This is a genomic window from Candidatus Krumholzibacteriia bacterium (assembly GCA_035268685.1).
In the GTDB taxonomy this organism is placed as follows: Bacteria; Krumholzibacteriota; Krumholzibacteriia; order JAJRXK01; family JAJRXK01; genus JAJRXK01.
In genome coordinates, this window is the sequence record DATFKK010000133.1 from 1 (window position 1) to 5,788 (window position 5,788).

The following is a 5,788-nucleotide window of genomic DNA, read 5'->3' on the forward strand; positions in this document are numbered from 1 at the left end:
CGTACACCGACACGGGATCGAAGGTCACACCGGCGTCGGTGGACACCGACAGGGTTCCCGCTCCGTCCATCCGCGAGCCGGCCCACACGACGTCGGGGTCGGGCTCGCTCACCCGCACGTCGTGGAAGCTGCTCAACCCACCCCAGATGGCGGTGGGGATCGGTGTCAGGTCCCAGCTGCCGCCGAAATCGGTCGAACGCCAGACGCCCTGCACGCCGACCGCGTAGACCACGTCGGGACGCGACTTGCTCTGACCGATCTTGGTGACGAAGGGCGCACTGGCGCTGCCGGTGTCCTCGAGACCGTTGCGAGCGCTCTGCCACGTGACTCCGCCGTCGAGCGAGCGCTGCAGACCGTTGAACTGCGAGCCCCCGATCACCTTGAGCGGATCGTCGAAGTGCCACGAGGCCTCGTAGCCGTCGCCGCCGATCACGAAGGACCACGGCGTGGTCCCCTGCGGGTCGACCGGTGACAGCCAGGTGCCGTTGTCCTGCGTTCCGCCGACGTAGGCGCTCGCGCCGGGACGCTTGTCGACGCCGTAGAACTGGGTGGTGACCATGCCGTCGGTCGGCTGCGTGAAGCCCGACTCGAAGCTCGCGGTGCGGGCGATCCCGCCGTCGCTGGTGGCGAGCAGGTACCAGTCGCCACCGGCGGGCTGGACCACCTGGATGTCGTGGTGGTCGGGATGCGGGAAGGAGTAGCTGGCCAGTCGCGACGTGGACCGCGTCGACGACCCGAGCGACTGCAACTGGATCTTCCACAGCTCGAGGCCGCCCACGTAGACGATCGTCGGATCGGTGGGGTGGCAGATGATCGTGTTGTCGTACCAACCCTGCGCACCGAGCCAGTTCGGCTCATCGCCCGACTCGAGGGTCTCGAACCAGTTCGCGCCACCGTCGAGCGACACCCACAGCTCGCTGTGCTGCGACCCCTGTGCCGAGGCGTAGAGGTAGTCGGTGTTCACCGGCGAGATCGCCAGCTCGAAGCGCCCGGCGAAGTCGGTGATGCCGTTGTTCACGGAATTCCAGGTCAGCCCGCGGTCGGTGGACTTCAGGACACCACCGGCGAAGACGGTGGCGTACTGCACGTCGAAGTCCGTGGGATCGGCGATCAACTGCAGCACGCGACCGCCGCCGAAGGTGGCCGCGTTGGTCTCCTGGTGCACCTCGGTCCAGGTCGTCCCGCCGTCGGTCGAGCGGAAGATGCTCGACGTGCTGTTCAGCGAGTTCTTGTAGCGCCCGGTGGTCGTCGAGGCGAGCACGAGATTCTCGTCGGTCGGATCGACGATGATTCGCGAGATGTTGTTGAACCGCGGATCGTCGACGGTCGAGACCAGCTGGGCCCAGGTCTGGCCGCGGTCGGTCGACTTCAGGATCCCGTTGCCGTTCATCACGTCGATGTTCCAGAAGCTCTCACCCGTGCCGGCGTAGATCACGTCGGTGTTCGACGGGGCCATGGCAATGGCAGAGATCTGCAGGTTCGGTACGTCCTGCGTCAGCTCGGTCCACGTCGCCCCGGCATCGACGGTCTTCCACACACCCCCGCCGACACTCGCGACGAACCAGGTGTCCCCACTGGGATCGTCGGGGTCCACGATCAACCCCCGGGCACGTCCGGCCACGTTACCCGGACCGCGTTCCTTCCAGTCGAGCTGGATCGCAGGCGCCCGGCGGAGCGCGATCGAGCGTTGCATCTCACGCATCTGGTAGCCGGGCTCGTACTCGACCGCGGTCCGGTCGCTGGGAATCTTCCGTTCCTGCAGGAAGCGCGCGTACTCGTCCGGGAAACCCGGCTGCGGGCGACCCTCTCGGTAGGCGTCGATCCGACCGATCTTCGTCTGGAGTTTGATCGCCCGGGGCGATCCGGGCTCGGCGTGGGCGAGGCGCTCGGTGAGCTTCTCGCGTTCCGCGACGGTCCAGTCGACGGACTCGGGCCCCGTGGGCTCCGGAGTGACCAGGACGAGCAGGGCGAACAGGGCCAGGCCCGCGAGGGCCTGCAATTGCGGCGAGCGGTGCATGATGTCGACGAGTCCTCGGAGGGGGCGCGATGCGGGAGCGGGCCGAGTTCGAAGGATACCAGAGGGGACCTCGAATCGGCAAACGACGGCCCTACAGGAAGAAGGGCGGTTCCGGATCCGGAACCGCCCTCCGAGCGTGGCGAAGCGCGCGCCGGGATCAGCCGGCCATGGTCTTCGCGACGAAGTCCCAGTTCACGAGCTCCTTCATGAAGACCTCGATGAACTTCGGCCGCGCGTTGCGGTAGTCGATGTAGTAGGCGTGTTCCCACACGTCGATCGTCAGCAGGGCGTTGGCGCCGTGCTTCATCGGGAGATCGGCGTTGGCGGTGCTGATCACGTCGAGCTTGCCGTCCTTTTCCACCAACCAGCCCCAGCCCGAACCGAACTGCGTGGCGGCCGTCTTCGAGAACTTCTCGACGAAGGCGTCATAGCTGCCGAAGTCCCGCTCGATCGCCGCGGCCAGCTCGCCACCGGGCTTGCCGCCACCGTCGGGCGACATGCAGTTCCAGAAGAAGCTGTGGTTCCAGTGCTGCGCGGCGTTGTTGAAGACACCCCCCTCGGATTCCATGACGATCTCCTCGAGGCCCTTGTCGGCCATCGGGGTGCCGTCGACCAGTTCGTTGAGCGTGGTCACGTACTTGTTGTGATGCTTGCCGTGGTGGTACTCGAAGGTCTCGGCGCTCATGTGGGGCGCGAGCGCGTCGGGCGAGAACGGCAGATCGGGCAACTTGAAGCTCATGCGTCGACCTTTCCGGGATCAGGGTTTCCGCGTCATGAGCCGACAGTATCTCCCATCGCGCGGGCCTTCGCCAGGGGGACTCCCCGGTGCCGGTGCACGTGCATCAACGGAGAGAGCGACGACGCACGAACTTCGTGTCGGGCATCGAGAGATCCCGGCGAAAATCCGGTCAAGTGAGCGGGATCGTCACGCGGGCCAGGGTCCCGTGACCGAGCTCGGAAGCCAGTTCGATCCGGCCTCCCATGGACCGGACACGCTTCCGGCAGACGGCCAGGCCCATGCCCGCCCCGGACACACCGCGCAACGGGGAATTGTGGGCCTGCGTGAAGGGCTCGAAGACCAACTCGAGTTCGTCGGCCGGAATCCCGATCCCGGTGTCGAGCACTTCGACCACCAACTGGTCGCCGTGTGGATCCGACACGACCACATCGCCCGGATCACGATCGGCCGCGAGGTCCCGCAGCGCGTGTTCGAAGCGCTCGCGCAACACCGGAGTCCGCTCGGCGTGCTCGAGGTGCACGATCAGCCCCGCCCGCCCGCCGGAGTCGACGGCGAAGCTCCACGCGTTGCGCAGCAGGTGTTCCACCGTCAGCCCCAGGCCCTCGACGTCGAGCCGCCAGGTCCGATCGCCGGAGACGTCGATGCTGCGGCGGAGTCGATCCCGCCGCCACGCGGCTCCGTCGAGCACGGCTTCGAACACCACGCCCCGCAGATCGTCGGCGCTCACCTCGAGCACCTGGCCGTCCGAGCTGTGCGACGCGACCTCGAGCACGCCCTGCACCAGCTCCTCGAGCCGGGTGAGCGCCTGTCCGTGCATGTCGAGGAAGGCGCTGCGTTCGACGCCGTCGTCGGTGTCGACGAACTCGGCGGCGGACTTCAGGATCATGAGCGGCGTGTTGAACTCGTGGGACACGTGATCGAGGACGTGTTGCTGGAGACGACGGGCCGCGTCCAGACGATCGGTGACCGTCAGCAGCGACGCGTGGACGAGGCTGCGCGCGACCCACGACCCGATCAACCCCCCCACCGTTCGGAGGAGGACGTCGGCACCGGTCCCGTCTCCGACGATCCCACTGCCGACCGGGAGGAGAACGAGTCCGACCGTCGCGTCGCCGTCGGTGAGCCGGAACGCGACGCGCTCGGCACCGTCCTGCAGCGGCCCCGGCAGGTCGTCGGCGGAAAGGTCCAGGACGGTCGGCGACGTCAGGAGCTTCGCGCCCAGTCCGGTCGGCAACAGCCACTGCTCACGACGCGGGGCCGTCGGAGCGGGCATCGCATCCACCAACTCGAGTTTCCGGTTCAAGGTGTCGAGCAGCAGGAACTCGGCGAAGTCGCAACCGACCTCGTCGACGAGGATCGGCAGTGACCGGGCAGCCACGTCGCCCACGTCGAGGGAGGACCCGACCGTACGCACCAGACGTTCGACGAACCGCAGATCGCGGTCGATGCCGGGGTCGATCGTGGTCGGGCAGCTCTCCATGGACGCTCCGAAGGACTCCGCGGGACCGGGCGGAAGATCGTTCCCCGCCAACGGAGCAAGGAACGTTCCGGTGCCGGATCCGGACCGGAGCAGCCCCGCGCGGTGTCCTCGTGACGCCCGGCGCAGCCCCACGGTGGCGCTGTGCCCGTCGCGCGGCTACGATCGCCCCTCGCTGTCCAGGTCCATCGATCCCGAGGTCCGATCCGTGCATCCTTCCGAACTGCCGCAGGTCACCGACGCCGACCGCGCGCGCGTCCGCGCGGCCTTTCCCGCCCTGGCCGACGGCCCCGTGTTCCTGGAGAACGCCGGCGGTTCGCAGGTCCCCGGCGTCGTGGCCGACGCCATCCGCGATTACATGCTCGAGTCCTACGTCCAGCTCGGGGCCGGGTACGAGCGCAGCCGGAAGGCCACGGCCACCGTCGACGCGGCCCACGCGTGGATCGAGCGGCTGATGCGCGCTCGGCGCGGTCGGGTGATCCTGGGTCCGTCGACCACGTCGTTGCTCCACGTCCTGTCCGACTGCTACGCGCGCGTCCTGGACCCCGGTCAGAACGTCGTCCTGGCCCAGACCGGACACGAAGCCAACATGGGCCCCTGGCGGAATCTGGCCCGGCACGGGATCGAAGTCCGGATCTGGCCCATGGACCCCACCACGTTCAGCTGTCCGCTCTCCGAACTCGAGCGTCTGCTCGACGAGCGCACCGCCCTCGTCGCGATCCCACACGTGAGCAACCTGCTCGGCGAGATCGTCGACATCACAGCGATCACCGAACGCGTCCACGAAGCCGGCGCCCGCGTGGTGGTCGACGGCGTCGCCTACGCTCCCCACCGTCGGATCGACTGCGACACCTGGAACGTCGACTGGTACGTGTTCAGCTCCTACAAGGTCTACGGCCCCCACATGGCCGCGCTCTACGGACGCGCCGATGCACTGGCCGAACTGACCGGGCCCAACCACTTCTTCATCGCCGACGACGACCTGCCCTACAAGTTCGAACTGGGCGGCCCGAGTCACGAGGGCTGTGCCGGCCTGCTCGCCCTCGAGGCCTATCTCGCGCACATGCTGGGATCGACCGACTCCGCGCCCCTCGACGATACGGCCCTCGACGAGGCCTTCGCCCGGATGACCGCACTCGAACTCGAACCCACGCGTCGTCTGATCGAGTTCCTCGACTCGAAGCCGGCGGTCCGTGTGATCGGACCCCATCACGCCGAGCCCAGCCGCGTGGGAACGGTGAGCTTCGTCCACGCCGAGCACTCCTCGCGCGCGATCACCGAAAAGATCGACGGCTCCGGCGTGGCGATCCGCCACGGCCACATGTACGCCTACGATCTCTGCCAGGGGCTCGGACTCGACCCCGACGACGGCGTGGTGCGCGTCAGCCTGGTCCACTACAACACGCCCGAGGAGATCGACCGCCTCGTCGGGGTGCTCGACCCGATCCTGTAGACGCCGGCGCGCGGCTCGGAGGGGGCTCCGGCTAGAGGGAGCCGGCGGGATCGTCGACCCGTCGCAGCCCCTGGGTCTCCAACCAGTCCGCGACCCGGGTGA

4 protein-coding genes are annotated in these 5,788 nt (G+C 68.0%); 1 reads left to right on the forward strand and 3 read right to left on the reverse strand.

All coding sequences use genetic code 11. The features are described 5' to 3' along the window. From VKA86_12590 to VKA86_12600, 3 genes are all read right to left on the reverse strand, one after another. A partial coding sequence (locus VKA86_12590; protein HKK72051.1) for a hypothetical protein occupies window positions 1-2,017 on the reverse strand: 2,017 nt, incomplete at its 3' end. 157 nt (window positions 2,018-2,174) lie between these two features. Next, window positions 2,175-2,756: a superoxide dismutase gene (locus VKA86_12595; protein ID HKK72052.1), complete on the reverse strand. Its 582-nt coding sequence runs from the start codon at window positions 2,754-2,756 to the stop codon at window positions 2,175-2,177. Window positions 2,757-2,925: 169 nt separating this feature from the next. Continuing rightward, complete coding sequence (locus VKA86_12600) at window positions 2,926-4,236, reverse strand: HAMP domain-containing sensor histidine kinase (GenBank protein ID HKK72053.1); 1,311 nt, start codon at window positions 4,234-4,236, stop codon at window positions 2,926-2,928. 205 nt (window positions 4,237-4,441) lie between these two features. Between VKA86_12600 and VKA86_12605 the strand changes: the two genes are divergently transcribed. Next, window positions 4,442-5,686 carry an aminotransferase class V-fold PLP-dependent enzyme gene (locus tag VKA86_12605; protein ID HKK72054.1) on the forward strand — a complete coding sequence of 415 codons (1,245 nt, stop codon included), beginning with the start codon at window positions 4,442-4,444 and terminating at the stop codon, window positions 5,684-5,686. The last annotated feature ends 102 nt before the right edge of the window (window positions 5,687-5,788 follow it).

Coding starts and splice junctions, on each gene's coding strand:
- VKA86_12595 (HKK72052.1), bottom strand. CDS start 2,756: ATGAGCTTCAAGTTGCCCGATCTGCCGTTCTCGCCCGACGCGCTCGCG.
- VKA86_12600 (HKK72053.1), bottom strand. CDS start 4,236: ATGGAGAGCTGCCCGACCACGATCGACCCCGGCATCGACCGCGATCTG.